Below are 25,005 nucleotides of genomic sequence, written 5' to 3' on the forward strand. Positions count from 1 at the left end.
GTGTCTTCATCACATGTCGATCTTCATGCTGACGGAGACGTTGCGCCCCGGCGCGGTGTAGGCGTCCTTGATCGACGAGGTGTCGGCAATGCCGCGCACGTCCGACCAGTTCCAGTATTTGCGATCGAACAGGTTGAACACGCCCACGTAAGCGGTGACGTGTTTGCTGAAGCGGTAGCCGCCGCGCAGATCCACCACGAACGACGAAGGCGGCGCGAAGCAGGTGGACGAACTGCAGCTTTTCGCCGTGATATCGCTCGATTTCTTGGCGGCCTGGAACAGCAGATCGGCTTGGGCGAACCAGCGCTCGCTGGGTTCGTAGCGCACGCCGAACACGGCGGAAAACGGGTTGATCGTGTCGAGCGGCTGATTCGCGGCGCCGGTGTTTTCCACGCTGCCCTTGGTGAAGGCCATCGCCGTTTTCACGGAGAAGCCCTTCGGCAAGAACCATTCGGCGCGTCCTTCGAGACCGTGAATGCGCGCCTTGCCGAAGTTCACGTACTGGAAGATCAGCGGATCGGTGGCGCGGCCCGTGCCGCCGACGGTCTGCTGCGAAATGAAGTCGCGATAGCGGCCGGCGAATACGGCGGCGCTATAGCTGAGCGGTCCGAGGCCGGTGCCGAGTTTGCCGCGCAGACCGGCTTCGATGGTGTCGCTGGTTTCGGGCTTGAGATTCGGATTGCCGATCGACGTATAGCCGTAAAGCGGATTCGCGAAACTGTTGTTCACCTGATCGGGCGACGGCGCGCGGAAGCCGTGCGCGTACTGCGCGTATGGAATCAGGGCTGGCGACACCACGTACAGCACCGCGAGGCGCGGCGAGAGCGCGTTGTCGCTCGACGAAACCGGCGTACCGGTGTACTGCGGATCGCCGGTTTTCGTGCTGAGGCGATAGCTGTCGAAGCGAAGTCCCGGCGTGACCGTCAAAGCGCCGAGGCTGATCTGGTCTTGCAGGAACGCGCCGAGCAGCGTGTAGTCGGTATCGGGGAAGGCCTTGTTGGGGAAGGCCGCTTCGCCCGCGCCCGGCACCGTGCCGTTGCGTTCGTTGGTGAAGCGGTCCACGCTGCCGTCGCCGCCATACAGCAGCTTGTGCGTGAGAATGCCGGTCTGGAACGAACTCTCCGCAAACGCCGAACCGCCGACGATACGCTCACCGTAACTGTTGATGCGGCTGCGCGAAGCCGCCGATCCGCGCGTCTCGTACGACTTCTGATCCTGCGACGCGTCCTGGTAGTAGAACTGCATGTGCGCGGTCTGGAAGAAGCGCGCCGCTTCGTTGCTGAAGTCGTAGTCGAGGCTGTAGCGGTTGCGTTCGAGCCGGTCGTTGGCCGTCAGCGCGAGCGTGGTGGGCGGATTGACGGCGGACAGCACGTTGGTGTCGATGTGCTGCCGGACGGTTTCCGCGGTGAACTTGAAGCTGTCGTGCGCGGTCGGCTTGACCACCAGTTTCGCTAGCACGGATTCCGAGTACGTGTTTTGCGGATTCGCCGTGGTGCGCGACGGCCCCGACGAGTTGTTTGTGCCCGTGCCGTCCAGTTCGTGACCGCGCCGGCCGTCGGCGATCACCATGCCCTGGATCATCTCGTTGCCGCCGGCCGCCTGCACCGTCGCGCCGAAGCTGCGGTCCGCCGATTCATAGTTCGGCCGCACCGAGAAATAGGTTTTCTTGCCGTAGACGTCGAGCAGATCCTGCGGGTCTTTGGTGATGAAATTGACCGCGCCGGTCAGGCCGTCGCTGCCATAGAGGGCCGACGCCGGGCCGCGCAGAATCTCGATGCGCTTCAACGTGCCGATGTCGGCGTAGTCGCCGCGGCCGGCTTCCAGCGGGCCGAAGCTGAACGATTCCGGCAAGCGGATGCCGTCTTCCATCAGCAGGATGCGGTTGCCTTCGAGGCCGCGAATGTTGATGCTCGAATCGCCGTCGCGCCCGCCTGCCGTGGCGGCCGAGGTCGGCCGGTATGGCGCGCGTCGCACGGTCACGCCCGGCTCGTAGCGCAGCGCGTCCTTGATGTTCTCCGCCTGCTGCTCTTCCAGGTCTTCCGACGTGATGACGGAGACGCTGGCCGCGGTGCGGCTCGACTTCGTGGCGGTGCGCGTGGCCGTGACCGTTACGGGGTCGAGGGCATCCGGCATGTTGCGTAACTCGGCATATTGAGTACCACCTTCGGCAACGACTGCAGTGGACGAATCGGTTGCGGCGTAAGCGTGAGACCAGAAACCGACGACGCCATAGACGCCAGCGAGCATGACGGACAGCGGACGTCGCGCCAGACGAGATGAGTGCACGTGAAAATCCCCGATGAAGAGACCCGATGAGCTGGCTGGGTGGTTTCACGGCACCTGGCTGGCAGTCCAATCTGAGCTGGACTGGGCGTGGTTGATAAGTAAAGCGCTATAAATAAAAGAGTTAGCTTTATGAAAGGTGAACTTTAAAGCTAAATGAGAATCGTTGTCAATAGGAGGGGTGCGCGTGGTGTTTCGGCATGAGATTCGCCGTTCCTTCCACGGTCTTGCGCCGTGTGAATACACCGCAAACGCGTGCTATCTTTGGCTTCCAACAAGAACAACGCCGAACAGGCCGATGGATACGAGGATGGAGCAATTCTTCATGCGGCGTACCAGCGCCGTCACTTTCCTGGTCGAACGGCGCCGCACGTGGCTCGGCAAGATCGCGGCCAAACCGAGTGGCGACGTCGAGCAGGAAACGCGGGAAGTGGATTCGATCGAGCGTCTGATACTCGACGTGCGCGCGGGGCGCGTCAGTGCATTCGAGTTGACCGACTCGCGAGCGGTGGCGGTGATCGTGACCGACTAGGCCACCATCACCGCATGGATTGCTGCTGGATGGCCGCGCGCGCTGGCGCGACGGCCGTTGCCTAGAACCGGTAGCCGACCGAGACGAACGACACGAGCGGATCGAGTTTGATCTTCGTGGTGCTCGTCACGGTGCCGAGCTTCGATTGCGTGGTCAGCGTGGCGCGCGTGGAGAGCCACATATAGGATAGCGAAACATCGATCGACCAGTGTTTGTCGATGTTATAGGCAAAGCCCGCATTGATGACCGGCGCGAACGAACTGCTGAGCTTCGCGGTCGTCGTGCCTTCAAGCGCGGTGCCATACGTGGACGAGTACAGAAAGCTGCCGCTCGATACCGCCGGATTCAACTTCACGCCGCTATACCAGACATACGATCCTCCCGCACCCATATACGGGCGAAAGCGGCTCTGTGCGTCATTGAAGTAGTACTTGAGCAGCAGCGTCGGACTCCATTCGTACGCCGAACCGATTTCGCCGAGTGCCGCGAGCGAACCCGTGCCGGTCAGCCTGAATTTCGGCGGAATGCCGAGCACCGCGGTCGTGGCGATGTGGTCGGTGAAGAAATACGTGGCCGTCAGACCGAAGGTGTCGGCGTTATCTACCGAAGCACCCGTGCCGGTTTCGGTCGTACGCGTGCCCAACGCGTCGACCGTGAGCGGTTTGCTCGAGTCTTGCGGCGCGAGATGGAACCAGCCAAAGTTCGCGACGAAATCGCCCGCGCTCTGTGCATGAACCGCGCTGCTCAGGAACAATGCGGCGGCCGCACCGATTACCCGTTTGTGCATCTGTTGGTCTCCTCGTTTCGACTGTTATGGTGATGAGTCAGCGGCGATTCTATGCGGGCGATCGATGGAATGAGCGGTCGATCCATCGAGTGATATCTCTGTAATCCGGTAAGGATTGGCACGCTGCACATCGCGCATGAACATTCGACGAAAGCGAGTGAATGAAAGCCAGAAGCCCACTCGTGAGAGTGGGCCGCCGGTTGCCTTTTCTGGATTGGAATTGCACACGCCGAGCCCATGCACGAGACTGCATGTGATCGGACGCGGCGCTATTTAACCGTAGCGTGAATCCCGTGCGCAAGGAATGCGTCGCGCTCGGGCGACGCCATTGCCTTCTCGTTTCTTACGCGCTGCGCGAGCCGGTATTTTTCTTCGGCTTCGATTGGGGTTTGGTTTGCGGCTTCGCGCGCGTTTTCGTTTCGCGGCCGGTTTGCGCCACGGTCGCGATGCAAGTGGCGAGACACTGTGTAGCGGTCTCGATCTGCTCGTCGGTGAAGCCGCCGAGACCGAGTATCAAACCCATCGGACCGCGTCCGCCGGCATACATCGGCGACACGGCCCGCACCGCCACGCCATTCGACGACGCCAGCGACGCCACCGCTTTATCGTCGACACCGCCGCCCAGCCAGAGCACCAGATGCATGCCCTGATCGCTCGGCTGAAGCCACGCGGTTTCCTTCGGCAGGATGCGTTCGATCGTGTCGATAATGCACGCGCGGCGATCCGCATAGACGCCGCGAATGCGCCGGATATGACGGTCGAGATGACCTTCCGCGATGAACGCGGCCAGTACGTGTTGATCCGCGTTGGGCGGATTGCGGTCCATCAGCACGCGCGCGCCGCAGAACGCTTCCACGAGATTGCGCGGCACCACGGCATAACCGAGACGCAACGACGGAAACAGAATCTTGCTGAACGTGCCGAGGTAGACCACGCGATCCGCATCGAGACCTTGCAGCGAAGGAAACGGGTGACCCGCGTAACGCAACTCGCTGTCGTAGTCGTCTTCCACGACCCAGGCGTTGTTCGCGCTCGCCCAACCGAGCAACGCATTGCGCCGCGCCATGCTCAACGGCATGCCGAGCGGATACTGATGCGACGACGTGACGAACGCCGCCCGCGCATGCGGACACAGCGCCACGCCCGCATCGACGTCGAGACCTTCCGCGTCGACGGGCACGCGAATCATGCGCTCGGGACGGCCGCTGCTTTCGAGAATCGCGGTGATGCCGCGATACGCCGGGTCTTCGACCCATGCGCAGGCGTCGTCGTCCAGCAACACCTGACACGCGAGATAGAGACCTTGCTGGGTGCCGCTCGTGATGATGACCTGATCGGCTTCGCAGCGGACCGAGCGCGATTTGCGGACGTAATCGGCGATCGCTTCGCGCAGCACCTGCGCGCCTTGCGGATCGCCGTAACCCGCCGGCGCGCCGGGGCCGCGGGCGCGCACGCGGTTGCCGAGCCTGCGCCAGATGTCATCCGGCGCGGCCGGGCCGACCGGAACGGAGACCGCGAACGGCGCCTGCGGTATGGCAACGAACTGGCGCGCCACTTCCGCGAACATACGGGCGCGTGCCGGCAGCGGCGCCGGTTCGGCCGCGGCCGCACGGCTCGCGCGGGTCGTGCGGAGTGTGCGGTTGCCGGTGGGCGGCGGCGTGAGCGCGGGCGCGACGCGCGTATCCGCGCCCGGCTGCGACTGCAGAAAGCCTTCGGCGATCAGTTGCTCGAAGGCCTCGACCACGGTCCCGCGCGCGATCTGCAACGACGCAGCCAGCGTGCGCGTGGAGGGCAGCACTTCGCCGGGCTTGAGATCGCCGCGTCGAACCGCGTCGCGCAGCGCTTGCGCCAGTTGACGTCCGAGTTGTCCCGCCTGGCGGTCGAGTGCGCCGATGGCCGGCACCTCGACCGCTTTGGGTTTGCGCGCCATGCTTTCTGGTCCAGAGAAAATGAGTCAAACTGGTTCTACAACATAAACCAGTTTGGCGCCACAATTCTTCCGCACGACGGCGCTCTACAATTCACAGGACTGCCGCACCCACACGCATCATGGAGCCGACATGTACATCCCCCCGCATTTCGACGAGCCGCGCACTGAGGTCCTGCACGCACTGATCGCGGACAATCCGCTCGGCATGCTGGTCACGAACGGCAAAAGCGGCCTCGACGCCAATCACATTCCCTTCGAGTTGCACGCGGGCGAAGGCGCACAGGGTGTGCTGCACGCGCACGTGGCGCGCGCCAATCCGGTGTGGCAGGACGTGGCCAACTCGGACGAAGTGATGGTGGTGTTTCGCGCCGGCGACGCCTACATCTCGCCCAACTGGTATCCGAGCAAGCACGAGCTTCACAGGCAGGTGCCGACGTGGAATTACCGCGTGGTGCACGCCTACGGCCGCGTGACGATCCGTGACGACGAACGCTATGTGCGCGGACTGGTGGCGCGGCTCACGCGCACGCACGAAGCCGCCCAGCCGCGTCCATGGAAAATGACGGACAGCGAGAGCGAGTTCATCGATACGTTGCTGAAAGCCATCGTAGGCGTCGAGATCGAAATTACGCGCCTGGTCGGCAAATTCAAGCTGAGCCAGAATAAGGAAGTGCGGGATATACGCGGTGCGGGAGACGCGCTGAACGCGCAGGGCGAGACGCCGATCGGCGACGCGATGCTTGCGTTTGCCGACGTGAAAAGCGCCAAAGAAGGCGGCGCCGGTTAAGCGGTCTTGAAGTTGGGAAAAGATTGTCCGTCGGGCGACGGCGACGAAGCCACCACCCGACGGAATTCAACGCCCGATCAGGCGAGATCGAAACGGTCGAGGTTCATCACCTTGACCCAAGCGGCCACGAAGTCGCCGAGGAACTTCTTCTGACCGTCCTCGCTGGCGTAGACCTCGGAGAGCGCGCGCAACTGCGCGTGCGCGCCGAAGATCAGATCGACACGGCTACCCGTCCACTTCACTTCGCCGCTCTTGCGGTCGCGTCCTTCGAAGGTGTCGCGCGCGGCCGACGACGGCTTCCACTCCGTGCCCATGTCGAGCAGGTTGCGGAAGAAGTCGTTGGTGAGCGTTTCCGGGCGGCTGGTGAACACGCCGCGCGAATCCTGACCCGCCTTCACGTTCAACACGCGCAAACCGCCGATCAGCGCGGTCATTTCCGGCGCGGTCAAGGTCAGCAATTGCGCCTTGTCGATCAGCAACGCTTCGGCGGATACGGCGAACGGACGCTTGAGGTAATTGCGGAAGCCGTCGGCGAGCGGCTCGAGCGCGTTGACGGACTCCACGTCGGTCTGTTCCTGCGAAGCGTCCATGCGGCCCGGCGTAAACGGCACGCTCAGCTGATGTCCGGCGTTCTTTGCCGCCTGCTCGATGCCCACACCGCCCGCCAGCACGATCAGATCGGCCAGCGACACCTTCTTGCCGCCGCTGCTGAATTCGCTCTGAATGCCTTCGAGCGTTTTCAGCACTTTGGCCAGCTGTTCCGGCTGATTGACCGCCCAGTCTTTTTGCGGTGCAAGACGGATGCGCGCGCCATTGGCGCCGCCGCGTTTGTCCGAGCCACGGAAGGTCGACGCCGACGCCCATGCGGTGCCGACCAGTTGCGAGACCGACAGGCCCGATGCGGCGATTTTCTGCTTCAGCGCAGCGATATCCGGTTCGCCGACCAGCGCGTGATCGGGTGCGGGAATCGGGTCTTGCCAGATCAGTTCTTCTGCAGGCACTTCGGCGCCGAGGTAGCGGGCGCGCGGACCCATGTCGCGGTGCGTCAGCTTGAACCAGGCGCGGGCGAAGGCGTCCGCGAGTTGATCGGGATTTTCGTAGAAGCGCCGCGAAATCTTTTCGTACGCCGGGTCGAAGCGCAGCGAAAGGTCCGTGGTGAGCATGGTGGGCAGCAGCTTCTTCGACGCGTCGTGCGCGTGCGGAATCGTTTCGCTGGCACCTTTGGCAACCCACTGATTCGCGCCGGCCGGGCTCTTCGTCAGTTCCCATTCGTACTTGAACAGGTTTTCGAAGAAGCCGTTGCCCCATTTCGTCGGCGTGGTGGTCCACGTGACTTCCAGGCCGCTCGTGATGGTGTCGGCGCCCTTGCCGCTGCCGAAGCTGTTTTTCCAGCCGAGGCCCAGGTTTTCCAGATCGGACGCTTCGGGTTCGGGGCCGACGTTGTCGGCCGGACCGGCGCCGTGGGTTTTGCCGAACGTGTGACCGCCGGCGATCAGCGCGACGGTTTCCTCGTCGTTCATCGCCATGCGCGCGAACGTTTCGCGGATGTCGTGCGCGGCGGCGACCGGATCGGGATTGCCGTCCGGACCTTCCGGATTCACGTAGATCAGGCCCATCTGCACGGCGCCGAGCGGATTTTCCAGAATCCGGCCGTTGTCGTCGCGACTCACTTCCTCGCCGTGCTTTTCTTCGTCGGCCACGATTACGCCGCCGTCGTTGTCGTTCCCTGCCGCGCCCTTGCCGTAGCGCACGTCGCCGCCCAGCCAGGTTTTTTCATTGCCCCAGTAGACGTCCTGATCCGGTTCCCACGTGTCTTCACGACCGCCGGCGAAACCGAAGGTCTTGAAACCCATCGTTTCGAGCGCGACGTTGCCGGTAAGAATGAGCAGGTCGGCCCACGAAATCTTCTGACCGTATTTCTGCTTGATCGGCCACAGCAGGCGGCGCGCCTTGTCGAGGCTGACGTTGTCCGGCCAGCTGTTGAGCGGCGCGAAACGCTGCTGGCCGCGCCCTGCGCCGCCGCGGCCGTCGCCGATACGGTACGTGCCGGCGCTATGCCACGCCATGCGGATGAAAAGCGGGCCGTAGTGGCCGAAGTCCGCCGGCCACCAGTCCTGCGAATCGGTCATGAGCGCGGCGAGATCTTTCTTGACGGCCGCCAGATCGAGCGTCTTGAAAGCCTCGGCGTAATTGAAGTTCGGGTCCAGCGGATTCGACTTGCTGGAATGCTGGCTGAGCAGGTCGAGACGCAACTGTTTGGGCCACCAGTCACGGTTGGTCGTGCCGCCGCCAGCGGTATGGTTGAACGGACACTTTGCTTCGCTTGACATGCGCAATCTCCTTGAGAGGACGTACCCACTATTGTTCTGCTTCGGCTTACCAATTGACTCGCTGATCCCGTGCGGGCAAGGCCGCCGGGAACATTGCCGGTGAGCGACAGATGGGCTCTTGTGGCTGTATCGCTGCGATCGGCCGGCGCGCGGCAAGGCGCACGCCGGTAAAGCTACCGCACCTCGAAATATAGGTGAGAGTGCAGGTCAATTGAATGACTTTGCGGCTATCCAATTGATAGCGCGTCGCTATGGCCGTTGCTCTATCTACGCAAGCCGGCGCGGGCGTCAGCCCGTTGCAAGCCGCGTCCGAAAACGTGGTTTGCACGCGCTTTGCGTGATTGCCGTGCTGCAGCATCAGACGGGCGGCGGCGTGGCCGAATCGACGGCGACGTAGACCCATGCCAGCACGCCGGAGGCAAGCCGGACACGATCGCGCCGATAGTCGGCCACTTCGTAGGCGTCGGCATGCGCGAGTTCTTCCTCGCTGATGGCGAAGACGGCGCCGCCGACCTTGTCGGCGGGATTGCCGCTATAGGTAACCACCGGATGATGCGTCTTGCCGCTCGTGGCCACGACGTCCGGGTTATCGATCTTGAGCAGGGTCATCGAATAGCCGGGCATCTCGTCGGCCTGTCCCTCGAGCTTGCGGCCGAAGGTGGACAGCTGAACCGCTTCGAGCTGAAGCGTGCCGTAAGAAAAAAGCTGTTCGGAGTAGACGGGCGCAGTGGTGGACATGAACGCATGCGGGTTTGCTGATTGGACATCCGATTGTACGGAAGCCTGCAAAATGCTGCGCGTACCGTGCCAAACGTGGTGGCGCCGCGACAGCCGTTGCGGTCGTCGTCCCATTCAGAAACTTCGATTTCCGCATGAGGATTGCTTCGTGGCGACGTGCCGGGAGGCATCCGGTTGGCTCGCTCCGTACAGATCGGGCAGAAGCGATTTCGGTACTCCATCACGCAAGCGAATGGCTCGGAAAATTGCTATGTAATCCGTATTAGTTTTAGTGCTCGGCGTGGAGCCGTTCGCGTCTGAAAATTACTACATGACGCGCTTGCGGATAGCGCCGTTGAACAGCAACGCCATGATCTGCAACAGCAGCACGCCGGCCAGAATCGGCAAAACCAGGAAGCTCGGCGCTACGCCGCCTGCCAGCATGATGACGAGCGGATCGGCGCCTGCGGGCGGATGCACCGTGCGGGTCAGTTGCATCGCGGCAATGGCCGCGCCCACGGCAACTGCCGCCTGCCAGACACCGGCGCCCGCGATCCAGAACACCGCCAGACCGATCGCCGCGGCGATCAGATGACCGAACACCAGGTTGCGCGGCTGCGCAAACGCGCTATCGGGCGCGGCGAAAAGCAGGACACTCGATGCGCCGAACGGTGCGATCAGGAGCGGCAGGCCGGTCAGTTTGGCCAGCGCGCCCAGCACGCCGATCGCAAGCGTGCCGCCGATGAAACCGAGCAACGCAGGTAACGCGTGACTGCGAAACACGCCGCGGGAACCGGCGATGGCCGGCGAAGAAGAACTCTGCATGAAACCTCCGGCGTGGGCTTCGCGCGGCATGCCGCCGACGTGGCCGGAGCCACGTACGACGGCACACCGCGCGAGCATCGAACGCGAGCTGGGATGAACGCTCAGGCGGCCTTGTAGCGCGTCGCTTCCTCGGAGCCTTTCGTTGCGTTGCCCGCGGAGTAGGAATGCGCGCCCACACCGGCCAGTTGACCGCCATCGACGATCAGATACTCGTCGCGAATCGGCTTCTTGCCGAACCAGCACTCGAGAATTTCACGCGTGCCGGCCGCATATCTCGCCTGCGCCGAGAGGGTCGTGCCCGAGGTATGCGGCGTCATGCCCTGATGCGGCATGCTGCGCCACGGATGATCGCGCGGCGCGGGTTGCGGGAACCACACGTCGCCCGCATAGCCGGCCAGTTGTCCGCTTTCCAGCGCACGGACGATTGCGTCGCGGTCGCAAATCTTGCCGCGCGCCGTGTTGATGATGTACGCGCCGCGCTTCATCTTCGCGATCATCTTTTCGTCGAACAGATGCTCGGTTTCGGGATGCAGCGGGCAGTTGATCGTCACGACGTCGCACACCTTCACCATCGACTCGACGTCCGGATGCCAGGTCGCGCCCAATTCGCGCTCGACATCGGCGGGCAGGCGATGACGGTCCGTGTAATGCAGTTTCACGTCGAAGGCTTTAAGCCGGCGCAAGACAGCGGCGCCGATGCGGCCCGCCGCGACGGTGCCGACATGCATGCCTTCCAGGTCGTACGCGCGCTCGACGCAGTCGGCGATATTCCAGCCGCCGCTTTTCACCCATTCGTGCGAGGGCAGATAGTTGCGCACCTGCGAGAGAATCATCATGACCACGTGTTCCGCCACGCTGATGCTGTTGCAGTACGTGACCTCGGCCACCGTGATGCCGCGCTCGATGGCCGCGGCCAGATCGACGTGATCCGAACCAATGCCGGCGGTCAGGGCGAGCTTGAGCTTCGGCGCCCTGGCAATGCGCTCGGCGGTCAGATAGGCCGGCCAGAACGGCTGCGAGATGACCACCTCGGCATCGTGCAATTCGCGCTCGAAGACGGAGTTGGGGCCGTCCTTGTCGGAGGTGACGACCAGCGTGTGGCCTTGCGATTCGAGAAAGCGGCGCAGTCCCAGTTCGCCCGACACGCTGCCGAGCAACTGTCCTGGCGTGAAGTCGATGGCCTCGGGTGTCGGCGCGGTTTGACCATCGTGATAGCGGGTGATTGCCGGCACGTCGTCGCGTGCATATTTCTTCGGCATGCCGCCGACGGGATCGTCATACAGTACACAAAGCACCTTGGCCATTTGTCTCGCTCCACTCAGTTCGTGTGTGATCCGGCGCGTTGTCTGCCGGCGGAATCGATGCATGACATCGACAGGCACAGTGTCTTTGAGCGAGGCAGGCACGGTCCAATCGTTTGGACGGATCGGCTGATAAGCGCCGCTTATCAAGGCGGCGACAGTCGTTCGACGGCCGGCTCTTCGAGCCGTTACGAAGACAACGCGGCGACGCCCACGTCGTGAAGCAGCGCGTCGAACGACTGTTGCAGATCGAGCCGTTCGGCCGCGCTCCACATGGCGGCGACGAGCGGCGGCATGGAGGGCGAGTTACGCGTGATGAGCCCGATCTCGCGCGTCAGTTCGGGCAGCAGCGGCGTTGCGTTGACGCGTGTGCGCGCGTCGAGCACGCTCAGCAGACTATGCGGCAGGATGCTGTAGAGGCCGGCGTGCTGTACGTTGGAATAGAGCGCGAGCAGCGAATCGGTTTCGAGCACGACAGTCGGTTGAACGCCAGCGCGACGGAACGCGGCGTTGATGACCTGACGGTTTTGCATCGACGTGCCCAGCAAACAGAACGGCAAGTCGCCGAGCGCGTCCCAGCGGTTCAGTTCCGGACTCGCGGGTACGTCCGGCGGCGAGAGCAGGAAATAGCGTTCGCGATACAGCGGCAGCACGGCGAATCCGGCCTGTACTCGATCGTCCAGATAGGTGAAGCCGATGTCGAGTTCGTAGTCGTCGAGTTGACGCAGGATGGTGTCGGCGCTCAGCGAACGCGCGGAGTAGCGAATCGCGGCATGCTCCGCGCGGCATGCGCCCAGCAGCAGACCGACCATCGGCATGGTGGTGGGAATCACGCCGATGCGGATCGTGCCGGTCAGACGCACCTGCGCCGCCGATGCATCCTGCCGCATGTGTTCGAGCGTCGCGAGCGTCTGACGGGCCCAGCCGAGCACGCGTTCGCCTTCTTCGGTAAAACCGATGAAACGCCGTCCACGCTGGACGATCACGAGCCCCAGTTCCGCCTCCAGACTGCGGATTGCCGACGACAGCGCCGGTTGCGAGACGTGGCTCAGTTCCGCGGCCTTGGCGAAGTGCTGCTCCTTCGCGAGCGTAACCAGATAATGCAGTTGACGGATGAACATCGCGCTCCCCGGATAGCGGCACATGCCGTTGCATCGACCTGCTTCGTTATATCACATGGAATATAACGGGTGCGAAGTTGCCGACTCGTCATCGGCTCGCTATATTCATGCGGATATAACCGGAGAAGTAGGATGGAAGCAGCGGCAAAGCAGGCGGTCGGTAGCAAATACGCGCTCGAATCGATGAAATACGCGCAGCGCAAAACCTGGGACGTGGTGCACGAACTGGCGCGGCGAATCCAGCCCGGCATGCTGGAATCGGAAGCCACGGCGCTGTGCAAAAGCGTGCTGGGCGAGATGGGCATGGACCGGATCTGGCATCCGGTGCTGGTGCGCTTCGGCGAAAACACATTGAAGACCTTCAAGGAGCGTTCGGACGGCGACCCGCAACTGAAGCCGGACGACATTTTCTTCGTCGACCTGGGCGTGGTGTGGGATCAGCATGAAGGCGACGCCGGCGCGACTTTCGTGGTCGGCAACGACGCGCAAATGAAGGCCTGCGCGGACGCCGCCAAAACCGTATTCGACGAAGTGGAGCAGCACTGGCGCTCGACCCGCGCCGGCGGCAAGGCGCTCTACGACTTCGCCGCAGCGCGCGCCGAAGCGCTTGGCTGGCGCCTGAATCTGCACATCAAGGGCCATCGCGTGAGCGATTTTCCGCACGCCATCTACAAGGCCGGCGATCTCGGCGACTTCGCTGATTGCCCGGACGCGGGCCTCTGGATTCTGGAAATCCAGCTGGCGCACCCGACCCGGCCGTTCGGCGCGTTCTACGAAGACCTGCTGGTCTGACGGCGCCTGCGTGTCATGCGCGCGGGCTCAAAGCAGCGCGCCGGCCACGGCGGTTTTCTCGCTGGTCGGCAGATCGAAGCTGAAGGTCGTGCCGGGCGCTTCGGTGTCGAGCAGGCGTATCTGGCTGTGATGCAATTGCAGCATGCGCTGCACGATCAGCAGACCCAATCCGCCGCGTTGCGCGCCGCCCGAATTCAGGGGGCGTTCGAATAAGCCCTCGCGCTGTTCCGCGGGAATGCCCGGCCCCGTGTCGCTCACCGTGACCGTCACCTTGCCTTCCCGATGAACGAGATCGACGGCGATCGTGCCTTCGTTGGGCGTGTGGCGAATCGCGTTGTCCAGCAGGTTCGTCAGGACTCGTTCGATCATGCCGAGGTCGGCGCTGACGTTCGGCAAACGCGGCGGAATATCGGCGCGCAGGTGGATATGCCGCGCTTCGGCAGGCAGTTCGAATTTCTGGAAGACGTCCTGCACGAGATCGACCAGCGAGAAGTTTTCGAGCGCCGGCTGCACGTTGCCATGTTCAAGCCTGGCCAGTTCGAAAAGCGCCTGAGCAAGCCGTCCGACCTTGACGCTTTGCGCGAGCGCGATGGCGAGATAACGCTTGCGTTCGGTCTCGCCGAGCGTGTCTGCTTTCAGCGAGAGCGTTTCCAGATAGCCGTGCAGCGAAGTCAGCGGCGTGCGCAGGTCGTGCGAAATATTCGCGATCAGTTCGCGGCGTTGCTGGTCTTTGCGCGTGAGCGCGCGCCATTGTTCGCCGATGCGATCCGCCATCTGCGCGAAGGTCGTTTCGAGCACGGCGATTTCGTCGCCGCGGCCCGCGGTCGAGGAGCGCGGCACGGGCGGTTGCGTGCCGGGCTCGCCATTGGCGTCGAACTGGCGCATCGCCGTGGTCAGGCGGCGCAGCGGCCGCGTGATGAGGCCGAACGCCGTCAGACCAGCAAGCAGCCCGAGCAGCGCGACCAGCGCCATCGACCACAAGGTGGTGCGCAGCACCGAACTCGCGGCCACGCGTGCCGCGAGCGCGTCGTGTTCTTCGCCGAGCAGCACCACGTAGATATAACCGGACGGCTGCTGCCCGCTCAATTGCAGCGGCGCCGCGCTGAACACCTTGCGGCCGTCGGCGCTGCGCGGGTCGTCGCCGAGAATCGGCAGTGTGTCGCCCGCGATGAAGCGGCGGATCGGCGTGAGGTCCACGCGATCGCGTTTCACATGTCCCACGGGCGCGTCGTCGCCTTCGATGCGCCCCTGGTTGTCGAGCAGATACACCTCCACGCTCGGGTTCACCATCATCAACTGACCGAACAGCTGGCGCACCGCGTCGGGCCGCAGGCCATTGGCGTCCATCAGCGTGGTGCGATGCGCGATATGGTCGGCGAGGTTTTTCGACAGACTTTGCACGACCTCTTTTTCGTGCAGATCGTTCGAGCGGATCTGCAGCCACGCCGAGGCGCCGCAACAGGCGAGCAGCAGCGCGGAAAAGACGATCGAAAGCCGTTGAGTCAGCGTGAGATTCACGATGCGTCCTTGCGGGTGTCCGCGCCCGACGGCGCGTCGCCTGGCACCGCCAGTTTGTAGCCGCGTCCCCAGACCGTCAGGATTCGTTCCGGCTGGGCCGGGTCGGCCTCGATCTTGGCGCGCAGGCGGTTGATGTGGGTATTGACCGTGTGTTCGTAGCCCTCGTGCTGGTAGCCCCACACGGCATTGAGCAGATCCATGCGCGAAAACACCTTGTTGGGATGCTGCGCGAAGTAGAACAGCAGATCGAATTCGCGCGGCGTCAGTTCGATCGGTTTGCCGTCCACGCTGGCTTCGCGCGTGAGCGGATCGATGGTGAGCCCCGCGGTATGCAGGCTGCCCGCGTCGATACGCGAATTCTTCGCCATGGCTTCGACGCGGCGCAGCAACGCCTTGACGCGCGCCACCAGTTCCAGCACGGAAAACGGCTTGGCGAGGTAGTCGTCGGCGCCGAGTTCGAGGCCGAGAATGCGGTGCACTTCGCTGGAGCGCGCGCTGGTGATGATGATCGGCGTGTAGCGCGTCATGGCTCGCGCGCGGCGGCAGATTTCCAGACCGTCGACGCCCGGCAGCATCAGGTCGAGGATCAGCGCGTCCCAGCCGCCTTGCTCGAGTAGCCGCAGCCCTTCGTTGCCGTCGGCGCTATGCACGACTTCGTAGCGTTCGTCGCGCAGATGCAGACTCAGCACGTTGGCGATATCGACGTCGTCTTCGACGATCAGGATGCGCTTGGGTTGATCCATAAGGGCGTTGGCGGCGTGCTCGCAGGTGGCTAAGGTGTTGAAAACACGGGGCTTCGGCAAATCTGCCCCGTTGCGTCATTGTGCAAAATTTTCGGGCGGCGAGTTATCACATTTAATTTAACTTTTCGTGAGGACTTCGACACCCCGCCGGCTCTAGGATGGCTGCACTTTCCGCAGAATCGTTTCAAGGAGCTCATGATGCAAAGCAGAAGACGCTTCCTGTTTTCCGGCGCGGCAGCCGTCGCCGCGCTCGGCGTGGCGAGCCGCTGGCACCCGCTGGCCGCTGCGTCGGCGCAGGCCGCCGAACCGGCCGGCACGTTCGAAGTCACTCACACGGACGACGAGTGGCGCAAGCTGCTCACGCCGTCGCAGTATGCGGTGTTGCGCCAGGAGGGCACGGAGCGGCCCTACACCAGCCCGCTTAACGACGAGCATCGCGCCGGCACGTTCACGTGCGCCGGCTGCCAACTGGCGGTGTTCGCGTCCCGCACCAAGTTCGACAGCCACACGGGCTGGCCGAGTTTCTGGGCGCCGCTCGATCATGCAATCGGCACGCGTGAAGACCGCTCGTTCGGCGTGGTGCGCACGGAAGTGCATTGCCGGCGCTGCGGCGGCCACCTCGGCCACGTATTCGACGACGGTCCGAAGCCAACCGGTCTGCGCTACTGCATGAACGGCCTGGCGATGAACTTCGCGCCCGGCGCGGCCTGAGCCGGCATTCCCGACCCGATCCAACCCAAAACAATTTCACGGACACGTCATGTTACTCATCGTTCTCGCCTATCTGGGCGGCGCGCTCACGATCCTCAGCCCGTGCATTCTGCCGGTGCTGCCGTTCGTGTTCGCGCGCGCCGATCAGCCGTTCGTGCGCAGCGGGCTGCCGCTGCTGGCGGGCATGGCGCTGACGTTCGCGATCGTCGCCACGCTCGCCGCGGTGGGCGGCGGCTGGGTCACTCAGGCCAATCAGTACGGCCGCTGGGTGGCGATCGCGCTGCTCGCGGTATTCGGCCTGACGTTGCTGTTCCCGCGTTTCGCCGATCACCTGATGCGGCCGCTCGTCAGCGCGGGCAATCGTCTGTCGAACTTCGCGCAGAGCGATGGTCAGCAGGTGCGCGCGGGCTCGTCCTTCTTGCTGGGCATCGCCACCGGTTTGCTGTGGGCGCCGTGCGCCGGCCCGATTCTCGGCCTCGTGCTGACCGGCGCCGCGCTGCGCGGCGCGAGCGTCGGCACGACCTTGCTGCTGGTGGCCTACGCGGCCGGCGCGGCGACGTCGCTGGCGGTGGCGCTGCTGATCGGCGGACGCGTCTTCACGGCGATGAAGCGCTCGCTCGGCGCCGGCGAATGGATTCGCCGCGGCATCGGCGCGGCGATGTTGTGCGGCGTGGTTGCGATTGCGCTGGGTCTCGACACGGGCGTGCTGACGCGCATTTCCACCGTGGCCACGGGCGGCATCGAACAGAAGCTGGTCGACAAGCTGTCGCCGGGCGCGACGCCGGGTGTCGCACCCGCTCAGGCGGCCCAGACCACGCTGTCCACCGACGCCGTGATGACGGCCGGCGCGAACGGGAATGCGCCGGCAGGCTCCGGCGCGATGATGCGTGCCGTGCAAGCTGTGCCGGGCGCGCCCGCGCCGCTGCCGGTGGAAGGCGTGCTGCCGACGCTGAACGGCGCGGTCCAGTGGCTCAATTCGCCGCCGCTCACGGTGCAGGATTTGCGCGGCAAGGTCGTGCTGGTCGATTTCTGGACTTACTCGTGCATCAACTGTCTGCGTTCGCTGCCGTACGTCAAGGCCTGGGCGCAGAAGTACAAGGATCAGGGCCTCGTGGTGATCGGCGTGCACGCACCGGAATTCGCTTTCGAGCGCAATATCGACAACGTGAAGAAGGCGACCCACGATCTCGGCGTCGACTATCCGGTCGCCATCGACAACAACTACGCGATCTGGCGTGCGCTGAACAACCAGTACTGGCCGGCGCATTATTTCGTCGACGCGAAAGGGCAGATCCGTTACCACCACTTCGGCGAAGGCGACTACGCTGAATCCGAGAAGGTGATCCAGCAGTTGCTGGCCGAAGCCGGTCACACGGGCGTGTCGAAGGTGGCGCTCGGCATTGCGGGCGGCAGCGCGCAAGGCGTGCAGGCCGCGGCGGACAACGCCGACATGCAGTCGCCGGAAACCTACATCGGCTATCAGCGCGCGGAAAACTTTGCGTCGCCGGGCGGCGAGGCGCAGGATGAAGTGCACACGTACGCGGCGCCGTCGAAGCCGGTGGTCAATGCCTGGGGTCTGGCGGGTGCATGGAAGGTCGGCGCGGAGTCGGCCACGCTCGCCAAACCGGCGGGGCGCATCGTCTACCGCTTCCATGCGCGTGACCTGCATCTCGTGCTGGGCCCCGGCGCGGACGGCAAACCGGTGCGCTTTCGCGTCAGCGTGGACGGCGCGGCGCCGGGCGCGGCCCACGGCACCGACGTGGCCGCCGACGGTAGCGGCACGGTGACCGAACAGCGTCTTTATCAACTCGTCCGGCAGACGGGCGATGTAGCGGACCACACGTTCTCGATCGAGTTTCTGGATCCGGGCGTGCAAGCCTATGCATTCACGTTCGGCTAATCGAAGCCGCGCGACGTAGCGACTCATTTTTTGAAGGACTGACATCATGCGCAAGACTTCCCGCTCGACTTTTGCCCGTATCGCCGGTTGTGCTGCCATCGCGGCTACCGTGTTCGCCGCGCAGCGCTTCGCCAATTCCGCGGAATCGATGGTCAAGGTGCCGCCGCCGGTGCAGGACGAAAAGGTCGGCGCCACGCACACCGAAACCGCCGTCTTCGCGGGCGGCTGCTTCTGGGGCGTGCAGGGCGTATTCGAACACGTGCGCGGCGTGAAGCAGGTCGCCTCGGGTTACTCGGGCGGCGCGGCCGGCACCGCGCAATACGAAACCGTGAGCGGCGGCGACACCGGACACGCGGAATCGGTGCAGATCACGTACGACCCCACGCAGATCACCTACGGCCGGCTGCTGCAGATATTTTTCTCGGTCGCGCACGACCCGACCGAGCTGAACTATCAGGGCCCCGATCACGGCACGCAATACCGGTCGGCGATTTTCCCGGCCAATGCCGAACAGCGCGGCGTGGCGCAGTCGTACATCGCGCAGCTGGATAAGGCGCACGTGTTCCCGTCGCCGATCGTCACGCGCGTGGAGGAATTCAAGGGCTTCTATCCGGCGGAGGCTTATCACCAGAACTTCCTCGCGCTGCATCCCGACTATCCGTACATCGCCATCAACGATATTCCGAAGGTGAACGGTTTGAAGCGGATTTTCCCCGAGGTGTATCGCACCGATCCGGTGTTGCTGAAGGTGGCTGCGTCCTGAACGTAACGAACCCAGGCAGGTGCGTCGGGCCAGGCTCAGGCCGGCAACGACGCGCCCGCGATATGCCGCTTGATCCGCTGCGCCTGTCGGTAAATCGCGTGCATCAGTAACGCGGTATTGCGCGACGGCGGCGAAAATTTCGAATAGACGAAGGTCGAGACGAGTTCGAGTTCCTCGACCAGTGGACGCACGATCAAGCCCTGATCTTCCGCCGCGAATTCATCCACGATAGCGAGGCCGAGTCCGCCCTTGACGAGCGCGAGGGCCTGGTCGGCGCGCGTCACGTCCACCACGGATTGCAATTCCACGTTGGCCTGCTGGCACGCGCGCGCGACCATCGTGCCGAAGGGAATATCCCGCCGGAACAGCACCATCGGTTCACCCACGAGTTCCGCCAGCGAAACCGGTTCGACGCCGGCCAGCCGATGATCCGGCGGCATCACGCAGACCATCCGGCCGCGCATGAACGGCACCACGTCGAGATGCTCGTGTTCGATCGGCATGGACGTGACGGCCACATCGACGGCCTTGCTCAACACTTCGAGCGGCATGTCGGCCATCAACGTGGTGTGCCAGTCCACGCTCAAACCCGGCAACTGACGTTTCAGGTCGACGATCGCCGGCGCGACGATCGAGGTCGCCAGCGAAGGACTGCACGACACGCGCAAGAGACTCGCCGGACCGAGCGCGAGCGCGCGCGCGAATTCGTCGACACTCAGCGCTGCCTGATAAACCTGCTCCACTTCCCTGAATAAGGCCTGCGCTTCCGCCGTGGGAATGAGCCGTCCCTTGGTGCGCTCGAACAGGCGCAGCCCCAAAGTGGTCTCCGTATGCGAGACGAGCTTGCTGACCGCCGGCTGCGACACGTAAAGCATCCTGGCCGCCGCATTGATCGAGCCGGTCAGCATGACCGCGCGAAACACTTCCATTTGCCTCAGCTTGAACCGCATAGAGTCTCCCGAGCACGTGGGCGGGATATTAACCAAAAGTTATAGGGTAGCTGAAACTCGGCATACGACAAGCTCGCGGCAACTATCTAGTATCTGCTCGACGGGAGCCCGACTTCCGCACGATGCCGCTGCCAGAGAGCAAACAGGACGGAGACACCATGAATCACGCCACCCAGCCCGGCGTCGCGTCAATCGACGTCGCCACCACCGCACGGCGAACGCGCGCGCGTTTCGGCATCCTTGCGTTGCTCGCTATCGGCACGATGATCAATTACCTCGATCGCAGCGTCGCCGGTATCGCCGCGCCGAGCATGAGCCACGAACTCGGCCTGAATCCCGCGCTAATGGGCGTGATCTTTTCCGCTTTCTCGTGGACCTATACCGCGGCGCAGATTCCCGGCGGCGTGATGCTCGATCGCATCGGCACACGTTGGACCTATTTTTTCGCGCTCACGTTGTGGTCGCTGTTCACGGGTTTGCAGGGTCTCGCCACCGGCTTTGCGTCGCTGCTCGTCATGCGTCTGCTGATCGGCATTGCCGAAGCGCCGTGCTTCCCGACCAACAGCCGGGTCGTCGCGATCTGGTTTCCGCAGAGCGAGCGTGCGCGCGCCACCGGCATCTACACTTTCGCGGAATACGTGGGCCTGGCGTTTCTGAGTCCCTTGCTGTTCTGGCTGGAGCATCGCTACGGCTGGCGCGCGCTGTTCGGCATTGTCGGGACGGTGGGCGTGGTGTTCGGCGGCGTGTGGCTGATGCGCTTTCACGAGCCGCATCAGTCGAAGAACGCCAACCGGGCCGAACTGGATTACATCGCGCAGGGCGGCGGCGTAGTGGACGGCAGCCAGAAAGCCACGCGCTTTCGCTGGTCGGATATCGGCGCGCTGCTCAAACGCCGCAGCATGCTCGGCATCTGTATCGGCCAGTTCGCGTGTAATTCGACCAACGTGTTTTTTCTGACCTGGTTTCCGACTTATCTCGTCACCGAGCGTCATATGCCGTGGCTCAAGGTCGGGCTGATCGCCGTGTTGCCGTTCATCGCGGCGTCGGTGGGCACGCTGGCGGGCGGCTGGATTTCCGACGCCATGCTGCGGCGGGGTACATCGTTGAACTGGTCGCGCAAATTGCCGGTGATCGCGGGGCTGCTCGCGGCGTCGAGCATCGTGCTGGCGAATTACGTGGAGTCCACCGCGACCGTGATCGCGATTCTCTGCGTCGCCTACTTTGCGCAAGGCATGTCGGCGCTCGCCTGGATGATCGTGTCGGATATCGCGCCCAAAGGATTGCTCGGATTGAGCGGCGGCATCTTCAATCTGTTCGCCAACGCGGCGGGTATCGTCACGCCGCTGGTGATCGGTCTGATCGTGAACGCGACGGGTTCCTTCGTCTATGCGCTCGCCTTCATCTCGACCGTCACGCTGGTCGGCGCGCTCTCGTACATCTTCGTGGTCGGCGATATCAGGCGGATCGAATTGCCGGACACGTTTCACTAAATCACGCACTCAGCAAAGGACATCACGCATATGACTCGCTCTCTCGACGGGAAAGTGGCCATCGTCACGGGCGCCGCACGCGGCATCGGTTTGGGTATCGCGAGAAAGCTCAAGGCCGACGGCGCGCGCGTAGCCGTCTGGGATCTCGATATCGGCGATTGCGACGCGCAGCGTCTGGGCTTTACGCCCGATCACGTGCAACAGGTGGACGTGGCGTCGATCGGCTCGGTGGAACAGGCTTTCGCGGCGACGCTCGACGCGCTGCGCCAGGTGGACATTCTGGTGAACAACGCGGGCATCAACGGTCCGGTGGCGCCATGCTGGGAATATCCGCTCGATGCGTGGGAGCGCGTGATCGCCGTGGACCTGAACAGCGTGTTCTATTGCTGCCGCGTAGCGATTCCGCACATGCGCGCGCGCGGCGGCGGCCGCATCGTCAACGTGGCGTCGATCGCGGGCAAGGAAGGCGTGCAGTTCATCTCGGGTTATTCGGCGGCGAAGGCGGGCGTCATCGCCTTCACCAAATCTGCCGCGAAAGAACTGGCGAAAGACAATGTGCTGATCAACTGCGTCGCGCCGGCCATGGTCGAGACCGAACTGTTCAAGGAGATGTCCGACGCGCATATCGAGGCGAGCAAGGCCAAGATTCCGATGGGCCGCTTCCTGCAAATCGAGGAAGTGGGCGCGATGGTCAGCTGGATCGCGAGCCCCGAATGCAGTTTCACGAGCGGCTTCACCTTCGATCTGACCGGCGGGAGGGCCACGTATTGAACGCGCCAGCAGACACGCCGACACTCGCGGCGGCGCATCTCACGGCACTGGAGCTGGACTCGCTCGACTTCGTCGTGCAGGCGGCGCGTGCCGGTTTCAACGCCGTTGGGTTGCGGCTCAATCCGACCGCGCCGGGCGCGATCGCGTATCCGACCCGAGCCGGCACCGAAGCGCATCGCGCGCTGCGTCGCGCGCTCGCCGATGAAGGCCTGACGGTCCACGACGTCGAGTTCATTCCGGTGCTGCCCGATATCGACGTGGCGTCTTACGCGCCGATGTTCGACGCGGCAGCGGACCTGGGCGCCCGTTGCGTGACCGTGTCGGGCGACGACCCCGACACGTCGCGACTCACGGCGAACGTCGCGGCGCTCGCCGATCTCGCGGCTTGCTATGGACTGCGTGTCGATCTGGAATTCATGCGCTGGCGGCATGTTGGAACCCTGAGCGAAGCGCGCGCAGTGGTCGAACGCGCGGGTCACGCGAATCTCGCGGTGCTGGTGGACGCGTTGCATCTCGCTCGCTCGGGCGGCAAGCCTTCGGACCTGCGCGCCTTGCCCGCCGGCATGCTGCGCGCGGTGCAGCTTTGCGACGCGTCGGCGAACGATCCGGTCGGCGACGAAGCGACCATCCTCGAAGCGCGCACGGGCCGTTTGCCGCCGGGCGAGGGCGTGCTGCCGCTGCTCGATCTGCTCGATGCCTTGCCCGCCGGCACCGCACTGAGCGTGGAAATGCCTTTGCCCTCACTGGCTGCGCCGGAGCGGCTCGCGCTGGCGTGCTGCAGCACGCGCGCCGTACTCGAGGCGGCACGCCGTCGCCGTGAAGCCGCGGGAGAGTCGCGCCAATGACAATATTCGACGAAGCCAAGATCGACTGCCACACGCACGTTTTCGATCCCGCGCGTTTTCCTTACCGCGACGACTCCGTGTACCGGCCGTCGGCGCAGGAGATCGGCACGGCGTCGCAACTCGTCAACGTGATGGAAGCCTACGGTGTGCGTCACGCGTTGCTGGTCGGCCCCACGAGCGGTTATCGCACCGACAACCGCTGCATGCTCGACGCGATCGAGCGGCATGGCAACCGCTTCAAGGGCATCGCCGTGGTGGACAGCGACGTGAGCCGCGACATGCTGCTCGACATGAAACGGGCCGGTGTGGTCGGCGTGGCGTTCAATCCGGCCATGGAAGGCGTGGAAGCGACCCAGCGCGCCGCGCCGCTTTTCCGGCTTCTCGCGGACCTCGACCTGTTTGCGCAGATTCAGGTGACCCACGAGCAGTTGCTTGCGCTGCTGCCGCTGATCGAACAGACCACGACACGCCTGCTGATCGACCATTGCGGCCGGCCCGACGTGGCGGCAGGCGTGAATCAGCCTGCTTTTCAGGCACTTTTGCGTCTTGCCGACACCTCACGCGTGTACGTGAAGATCTCCGGACTGCAAAAATTTTCGCAGCTTCCCTATCCTTACGAAGACGCACAGTTCTTCGCGCGAGCCCTGTTGCGCGCGTTCGGACCGGAGCGTTGTGTGTGGGGCTCGGACTGGCCGTTCCTGCGCGCACCGGAACGCATGGACTACGCGCCGCTGCTGAAACTGATCGAGCGTCTGATTCCGGATGAACAGGCTCGCCGGCAAGTTCTCTGGTCCACGCCATGCAGCCTGTTCGGCTTCGAAGCCACGATCGCGCATGCGCTACCCGCATGAACTGATTTTTTTAAAGCATTTGTCAGTCGGGGGTTATTCAGGTCGAATGTCGGGCGCTTTGCGCCCGGAACGGCAGCACGCCGCTTCTGCGCGCCCCAGTTCGACTAACGATGAAAGGAAATACATGAAACCCCTGCTTGCCACCTTGACGCTCGCGTTGCTTGCCGTGTCGTCCGGCAGCGCGATGGCGAAGGACTGGTCGACCGTGCGGTTCGGCGTCGACGCGAGCTATCCGCCGTTCGAATCGAAAGCGGCCAATGGTCAACTGGTCGGCTTCGATATCGATCTGGGCAACGAAATCTGCCGCCGCCTGAATGCGCGCTGCGTGTGGGTCGAAAACGCGTTCGACGGCATGATTCCCGCGCTCAAGGGGCGCAAGTTCGACGGCGTGCTGTCCACCATGTCCATGACGCCGGCGCGTCAGGCACAGATCGCGTTTTCGTCGAAGGTCTTCCGCATTCCGACACGCCTCGTGGCGAAGAAAGGCGCCACCATCACGCCGACACCCGAATCGCTGAAGGGCAAGCGGATCGGCGTCGAGCAGGGCACCATCCAGGAAACCTATGCGAAGACGTATTGGGAGCCGGCGGGCGCGACGATCGTGTCGTATCAGGATCAGGACCTCGTCTATTCGGATCTGCTCGGCGGGCGCATCGACGCTTCGCTGCAAAACGCGGTGCAGGCCGACGTCGGCTTTCTGCGCACGCCGCGCGGTAAAGACTTCGCCTTCGTCGGCGCGCCGCTCTACGACGCGAAGACGCTTGGCAGCGGTACCGCCATCGGCTTGCGCAAGGAAGACACCGATCTGAAAGAGAAGATCGACAAGGCGATTGCCGACACGCGCGCCGACGGCACGTACGACAGAATCGCCAAAAAATATTTCGACTTCGACGTCTACGGCCAATAAGCCGAACCCGACGCAATCCGTCAAAGGGCGCCTTGCCCGCGTGCCGCAGTTTCGTCGTCGAAACTGCGGCACGATCCCACTCCACGCATCAGTGCGACTTTCCGTGATTAATGCATTCAGCATTAATCACGCGCAAACGTTTCCGCGCGCT

Annotated in this window: 22 protein-coding genes; 11 read left to right on the top strand and 11 right to left on the bottom strand. The window is 63.8% G+C overall.

Going from position 1 to position 25,005, the window contains the following annotated elements; genetic code table 11:
* Positions 1-9 precede the first annotated feature (9 nt).
* Positions 10-2,286 carry a TonB-dependent hemoglobin/transferrin/lactoferrin family receptor gene (locus P3T18_RS30545; protein WP_429303685.1) on the bottom strand — a complete coding sequence of 759 codons (2,277 nt, stop codon included), beginning with the start codon at positions 2,284-2,286 and terminating at the stop codon, positions 10-12.
* A gap of 322 nt (positions 2,287-2,608) precedes the next feature.
* On the opposite strand from P3T18_RS30545, the gene P3T18_RS30550 reads away from it, so the two are divergent.
* A complete protein-coding gene (locus P3T18_RS30550) occupies positions 2,609-2,815 on the top strand; it encodes a hypothetical protein (RefSeq protein ID WP_429303686.1) in 207 nt (68 codons plus the stop codon).
* 61 nt (positions 2,816-2,876) lie between these two features.
* Here the strand turns inward: P3T18_RS30550 and P3T18_RS30555 are convergent, their stop codons facing one another.
* Both P3T18_RS30555 and P3T18_RS30560 read right to left on the bottom strand, forming a co-directional pair.
* Complete coding sequence (locus P3T18_RS30555; RefSeq protein WP_429303687.1) at positions 2,877-3,602, bottom strand: OmpW/AlkL family protein; 726 nt, start codon at positions 3,600-3,602, stop codon at positions 2,877-2,879.
* A 343-nt stretch (positions 3,603-3,945) separates the two neighbouring features.
* The gene (locus P3T18_RS30560; protein WP_429303688.1) at positions 3,946-5,532 is read right to left on the bottom strand and encodes a PLP-dependent aminotransferase family protein; all 1,587 of its coding nucleotides are present in this window, start codon (positions 5,530-5,532) and stop codon (positions 3,946-3,948) included.
* A gap of 130 nt (positions 5,533-5,662) precedes the next feature.
* On the opposite strand from P3T18_RS30560, the gene P3T18_RS30565 reads away from it, so the two are divergent.
* Complete coding sequence (locus P3T18_RS30565) at positions 5,663-6,319, top strand: FMN-binding negative transcriptional regulator (RefSeq protein WP_429303689.1); 657 nt, start codon at positions 5,663-5,665, stop codon at positions 6,317-6,319.
* Between the two features lie 77 nt (positions 6,320-6,396).
* Here the strand turns inward: P3T18_RS30565 and katG are convergent, their stop codons facing one another.
* The 5 genes from katG to P3T18_RS30590 all read right to left on the bottom strand — a co-directional run bounded on the left by katG (position 6,397) and on the right by P3T18_RS30590 (position 12,613).
* Entirely contained in the window at positions 6,397-8,649 is a 2,253-nt protein-coding gene (gene katG / locus P3T18_RS30570; RefSeq protein WP_429303690.1) for a catalase/peroxidase HPI, read from the bottom strand.
* A 357-nt stretch (positions 8,650-9,006) separates the two neighbouring features.
* Entirely contained in the window at positions 9,007-9,387 is a 381-nt protein-coding gene (locus tag P3T18_RS30575; protein WP_429303691.1) for a gamma-glutamylcyclotransferase family protein, read from the bottom strand.
* A 306-nt stretch (positions 9,388-9,693) separates the two neighbouring features.
* Positions 9,694-10,191: an HPP family protein gene (locus P3T18_RS30580; RefSeq protein WP_429303692.1), complete on the bottom strand. Its 498-nt coding sequence runs from the start codon at positions 10,189-10,191 to the stop codon at positions 9,694-9,696.
* 101 nt (positions 10,192-10,292) lie between these two features.
* Entirely contained in the window at positions 10,293-11,495 is a 1,203-nt protein-coding gene (locus P3T18_RS30585) for an NAD-dependent formate dehydrogenase (RefSeq protein ID WP_429303693.1), read from the bottom strand.
* Between the two features lie 185 nt (positions 11,496-11,680).
* Positions 11,681-12,613 carry a LysR family transcriptional regulator gene (locus P3T18_RS30590; protein ID WP_429303694.1) on the bottom strand — a complete coding sequence of 311 codons (933 nt, stop codon included), beginning with the start codon at positions 12,611-12,613 and terminating at the stop codon, positions 11,681-11,683.
* A 132-nt stretch (positions 12,614-12,745) separates the two neighbouring features.
* Between P3T18_RS30590 and P3T18_RS30595 the strand changes: the two genes are divergently transcribed.
* Entirely contained in the window at positions 12,746-13,405 is a 660-nt protein-coding gene (locus tag P3T18_RS30595) for a M24 family metallopeptidase (RefSeq protein ID WP_429303695.1), read from the top strand.
* Positions 13,406-13,432: 27 nt separating this feature from the next.
* On the opposite strand, the gene P3T18_RS30600 is transcribed toward P3T18_RS30595, so the two are convergent.
* Both P3T18_RS30600 and P3T18_RS30605 read right to left on the bottom strand, forming a co-directional pair.
* Positions 13,433-14,923 carry a HAMP domain-containing sensor histidine kinase gene (locus tag P3T18_RS30600; RefSeq protein WP_429303696.1) on the bottom strand — a complete coding sequence of 497 codons (1,491 nt, stop codon included), beginning with the start codon at positions 14,921-14,923 and terminating at the stop codon, positions 13,433-13,435.
* The gene (locus P3T18_RS30605; protein WP_429303697.1) at positions 14,920-15,666 is read right to left on the bottom strand and encodes a response regulator transcription factor; all 747 of its coding nucleotides are present in this window, start codon (positions 15,664-15,666) and stop codon (positions 14,920-14,922) included. Before P3T18_RS30605 ends, P3T18_RS30600 begins: the two co-directional genes overlap by 4 nt.
* Positions 15,667-15,864: 198 nt before the next feature.
* Between P3T18_RS30605 and msrB the strand changes: the two genes are divergently transcribed.
* The 3 genes from msrB to msrA are packed head-to-tail and all read left to right on the top strand — an operon-like array spanning position 15,865 to position 19,040.
* A complete protein-coding gene (gene msrB / locus P3T18_RS30610; RefSeq protein WP_429303764.1) occupies positions 15,865-16,377 on the top strand; it encodes a peptide-methionine (R)-S-oxide reductase MsrB in 513 nt (170 codons plus the stop codon).
* A gap of 49 nt (positions 16,378-16,426) precedes the next feature.
* A complete protein-coding gene (locus P3T18_RS30615) occupies positions 16,427-18,277 on the top strand; it encodes a cytochrome c biogenesis protein DipZ (protein ID WP_429303698.1) in 1,851 nt (616 codons plus the stop codon).
* 46 nt (positions 18,278-18,323) lie between these two features.
* Complete coding sequence (gene msrA / locus P3T18_RS30620; RefSeq protein ID WP_429303699.1) at positions 18,324-19,040, top strand: peptide-methionine (S)-S-oxide reductase MsrA; 717 nt, start codon at positions 18,324-18,326, stop codon at positions 19,038-19,040.
* Positions 19,041-19,075: 35 nt separating this feature from the next.
* On the opposite strand, the gene P3T18_RS30625 is transcribed toward msrA, so the two are convergent.
* Positions 19,076-19,990, bottom strand: a complete 915-nt coding sequence (locus P3T18_RS30625; RefSeq protein WP_429303700.1) for a LysR family transcriptional regulator — start codon at positions 19,988-19,990, stop codon at positions 19,076-19,078.
* A gap of 158 nt (positions 19,991-20,148) precedes the next feature.
* On the opposite strand from P3T18_RS30625, the gene P3T18_RS30630 reads away from it, so the two are divergent.
* The 5 genes from P3T18_RS30630 (at position 20,149) to P3T18_RS30650 (ending at position 24,854) form a co-directional block, all read left to right on the top strand.
* A complete protein-coding gene (locus tag P3T18_RS30630; RefSeq protein ID WP_429303701.1) occupies positions 20,149-21,480 on the top strand; it encodes an MFS transporter in 1,332 nt (443 codons plus the stop codon).
* 30 nt (positions 21,481-21,510) lie between these two features.
* On the top strand, positions 21,511-22,251 hold the full coding sequence (locus P3T18_RS30635; protein WP_429303702.1) for an SDR family NAD(P)-dependent oxidoreductase: 741 nt from the start codon (positions 21,511-21,513) through the stop codon (positions 22,249-22,251).
* Positions 22,248-23,096 (top strand): sugar phosphate isomerase/epimerase family protein, encoded by an 849-nt coding sequence (locus tag P3T18_RS30640; protein WP_429303703.1) that lies wholly within the window; start codon positions 22,248-22,250, stop codon positions 23,094-23,096. Before P3T18_RS30635 ends, P3T18_RS30640 begins: the two co-directional genes overlap by 4 nt.
* Positions 23,093-23,947: an amidohydrolase family protein gene (locus P3T18_RS30645; RefSeq protein WP_429303704.1), complete on the top strand. Its 855-nt coding sequence runs from the start codon at positions 23,093-23,095 to the stop codon at positions 23,945-23,947. The genes P3T18_RS30640 and P3T18_RS30645 overlap by 4 nt, the downstream gene beginning before the upstream one ends.
* Positions 23,948-24,071: 124 nt before the next feature.
* Complete coding sequence (locus tag P3T18_RS30650; protein WP_429303705.1) at positions 24,072-24,854, top strand: ABC transporter substrate-binding protein; 783 nt, start codon at positions 24,072-24,074, stop codon at positions 24,852-24,854.
* Positions 24,855-25,005 lie beyond the last annotated feature (151 nt).

Source organism: Paraburkholderia sp. GAS199 (assembly GCF_050436585.1).
Classification (GTDB): Bacteria; Pseudomonadota; Gammaproteobacteria; order Burkholderiales; family Burkholderiaceae; genus Paraburkholderia.